The organism is Chitinophaga sp. (assembly GCF_035761305.1).
GTDB lineage: Bacteria > Bacteroidota > Bacteroidia > Chitinophagales > Chitinophagaceae > Chitinophaga.
Genome location: NZ_DASTRI010000200.1, coordinates 1 through 3,602, shown reverse-complemented (window position 1 = coordinate 3,602; position 3,602 = coordinate 1). Strand labels below are relative to the sequence as shown.

2 protein-coding genes and 1 pseudogene are annotated in these 3,602 nt (G+C 46.7%); all 3 read left to right on the top strand.

Annotated features, from left to right (window positions below; translation table 11 throughout):
* Positions 1–585 (top strand): annotated as a pseudogene (locus VFS25_RS16945) (SusC/RagA family TonB-linked outer membrane protein); the annotation flags it as partial.
* Between the two features lie 12 nt (positions 586–597).
* Positions 598–2,367, top strand: a complete 1,770-nt coding sequence (locus VFS25_RS16940) for a RagB/SusD family nutrient uptake outer membrane protein (RefSeq protein WP_326463354.1) — start codon at positions 598–600, stop codon at positions 2,365–2,367.
* A 129-nt stretch (positions 2,368–2,496) separates the two neighbouring features.
* Entirely contained in the window at positions 2,497–3,423 is a 927-nt protein-coding gene (locus VFS25_RS16935) for a hypothetical protein (protein WP_326463353.1), read from the top strand.
* The last annotated feature ends 179 nt before the right edge of the window (positions 3,424–3,602 follow it).

Here is a 3,602-nt window from a genome sequence, read left to right as displayed (position 1 = left end):
GGTGACCTGATATTTGAAGACGTGAACGGCGATAAGATCATTAATGCCGATGACCGCGTACGCATCAACAAAAACACTACGCCTGACTGGACGGGCGGTCTTAACCTGGGCATAAACTTTAAGCAATTCAGCGCTAACATCTTCTTCCAGGGCTCAGCAGGCGATGTGCAATATGTAGCCACGGAATCCGGCGACATCGGCAACTACCTGGCTGAATTTGCCGCCCAACGCTGGAAGCCTGATCCAGGTGACGCCACGGGCAAAACACCCCTTGCTGCAGGCAGCCCTTACGTTGGCCCGCGTACGTTCGACCGGGGAGATACCTACTGGGTTACCAACAATAATACCTATTTCCTCAGAAGTACAGATTATATCAGGCTTAAATCAGTTGAACTGGCTTACAACCTGCCTGCATCACTGCTTACCAGGATGGGCAACATAAAAGGTCTGCGGATCTATATGAACGGGTTCAACGTGTTTACATGGGATAAGTTCAAACTGATGGATCCGGAAGCCAGCAATGCAGCAGGAGATTACTATCCGCAAACAAGGATCTATAACGTAGGCCTTAACCTCACCTTCTAAATGTTTTCAACGATGAAAAAACAGCTGATCATTCTTTCGATATTTATATCTGCGTTTGGTGGTCTTATAGGTTGCACCAGCCTGGATGTAACACCGCTGAACCAGTTCACCAGCGCTTCGGTCTGGAAAGATGCCACCTTAATGCAGGCTTACGTTACCAATATTTATACATTCATCGGGTATGGGGAGTTTAACTCCACCAGCGGCCTGAGTGTACTGGACGATGAGGCGATGTGGACAAACGGCGCCACCCCCATTGTTCAATCTACCATTACTTCATCCAATCTTGATATACTGGGCGGCTCCAGGTTCAACTACCTGCTTTGGGACAACCTTTATTCCGGCATACGCCAGTGCAATGACTTCCTGGAAAACTCCGCCAGCTCGCCGGTAGCCGGCCAGCCCATGGTGCAGCGGATGAGAGGAGAAGCCTATTTTTTAAGGGGCTACCTGTATCATAATCTCATGCGGGTAAATGGAGGCATACCCCTGATCACCAAGGTGTATGGACTGAAAGACAGTACCGCAATAGCAAGGAATACATTTGAGGAAACCGTTAACTTCATTGTCCGCGATGCCGATTCTGCAGCTGCCCTGCTGCCAACGGTATATACCGGCGCTGATGTGGGCCGCGCCACTAAAGGCGCAGCACTTGCGCTGAAATCACGCGTATTGTTATACGCAGCCAGCGACCTGTATAACATAAATCCCAGCCATATGCCGGAAACAGGCTATACCGGGGGTGACCGGCAAGCCCGCTGGACAGCTGCCCGCGATGCCGCCAAAGCAGTAATGGACCTGGGCATCTACAAGCTCTTTGCCGCAGATCCTGCACCGGGAGATTCTACAGCCGCGAATTATGCCAACCTCTTTTTAAGCAAAACAAACGAGGAAGTTATTTTCTCCCGTTTCACCAGCGTAAATGCAGGAGCGCCTAATGTAGGCTTATGGTTCAACCCTAATGGCTACCACGGCTACGGGGAGAACTCTCCTATTCAGCAGATGGTGGATGCCTATGAAATGAAGGATGGATCAAAATTCAGCTGGGGCAACCCGGTACATGCTGCCCATCCATATGAGAACAGGGACCCGCGCTTTTACGCCACCGTCTTTTATGACGGCGCCCATTGGAAAAAGCGCACTTCTGATGGAGAAGTGTTTGACCCGGTAGGTATTATACAGGCCTTTAAAACGCTGAAACTGCCCGATGGCAGCACCCTGCCCGGCATTGACACCCGTAACGGCCCTATAGAAAACTGGAACGGCAGCTATCCCAATTACTACCTGCGTAAATTTGTTGATCCTAATAATGATCACCGGTCAGTAGCCCAGGAAATTCCCTGGCCCTTTTTCAGGTATGCAGAGATACTGTTAAACTATGCCGAAGCCTGTATTGAGCTAACACAATACCAGGACGCAAGGGACGCGCTTAACCAGATAAGAAGACGTGCAGGCATGCCTGAATTCACCGCCGCACTTACCGGCGTACCGCTGCGGGATGAATACCGCAACGAGCGCCGTATAGAGCTGGCCTTTGAAGAGCACCGTTTCTTCGACATCCGCCGCTGGATGATAGCCCCGCAGGTGATGAATGAAAACGCGAAGGGCATTGAAATATCCGTGCAGGGAACTAACAGGGCCGACCGCAGCACTTATCACGACTACAGCTACAAGGTAATAGACGTACAAACCCGCCACTGGGATGACAAGATGTATTTTATACCGATCCAGTTTGCGGAGATGAACCGTAACCCGCTGCTGAAGCAGAACCCCGGGTTTTAAATGGGTGTTAGGTAATTGAGTGTGAATAAGAACTCCCGTCCTTTGGGCGGGAGTTTGTGTTTTAGGGATGGTGAGATATTGATAATTTTCCTATCTTCCCCTTTGTTCTACAATATATCCCTAATAACTATGAGATATTTAGCAGATATCATTCCCTCTGATGCTAAAGTTCTGCCGGATTATTTTAAAGGTGAACCTCAGTGTATAAAGCCTTTAACTAAGAAGGCTAAATTTATAAGCCGTATAATGGCCGCTATTTTTTTCTTATTTGCTCTATACTTCTTTTCACATCCTCTTTTACTGCTGATCTTTATGATAATGGGACTTGGTTTACTCCCATCTATACATGTATGGCTGGAAAAGAAACTCCATTTTGAATATTCATCGGCAATTAAACGATTGATTTATGGCGTAATGGTTGTGCCCCTACTACTACTAACTGCCTATTATCATAGATTGGACGCCCAAATAGCTCATGAACTTTTCTTGAAAAACCAGGAAATAAAGCGCGAACAGGCTATTGCAATAGCAAAGGATAGCATTCGAAGAGATAGTTTATCTGCTTATCTCTCATTGTTACAACATCAACGGAAGGATGGTAAACTCTCCATAAATGAGGCTAACTCTCTCCTGGAAAAATCAATGCTCCTAGCAACCAGTAAGGACGAAAAAAAACAGGTGGCATATATCAAATTTGATATAGATAAGGAAAGTGCTTTAAAACTTGTTAAGCAAGCTAAGTATAAAGCTGCATTGGAATCTATAAGCGATTTACTAACTGCATTCCCCGAAGATGTTACCTTACGATACAACAGGGCAATTTGCTATGACAAGTTGGGGAAAACCGAAGATGCCGTTCGTGATCTCCGCCAGGCCATGGAAACGGGTAATAAAGAAGCAGAAAAATATCATAATAAAATCAACCCCCTTCGCAAAAGAGTTGTCGGGTATGTTACTAGATGCTGCGATGGTACTACTTCCTCCGCTACAGGCAGGGGCGCTTGTTCCTGGCATGGCGGGGTTTGTAACTGGAATGATCCTATTTACGAAACCTAAAGAAAATATGAATAGCGAATGAAATATATTTCACCATTTCGTGTATTGCCCTTGCGCCGCCCCAGCCTTTTACAAAGGGTATTCAAACAGCAGGTTGATGTGAATGCTCTTATAGAGCTAAATAACTTACTGGCAACTATTCCTGTTAACCAGATATCTGTATCGGCGGTATCGGATAT

Excerpts from the sequence above, each read along its gene's own strand:
- VFS25_RS16940 (WP_326463354.1), top strand. The coding sequence starts at position 598 with ATGAAAAAACAGCTGATCATTCTTTCGATATTTATATCTGCGTTTGGT.
- VFS25_RS16935 (WP_326463353.1), top strand. The coding sequence starts at position 2,497 with ATGAGATATTTAGCAGATATCATTCCCTCTGATGCTAAAGTTCTGCCG.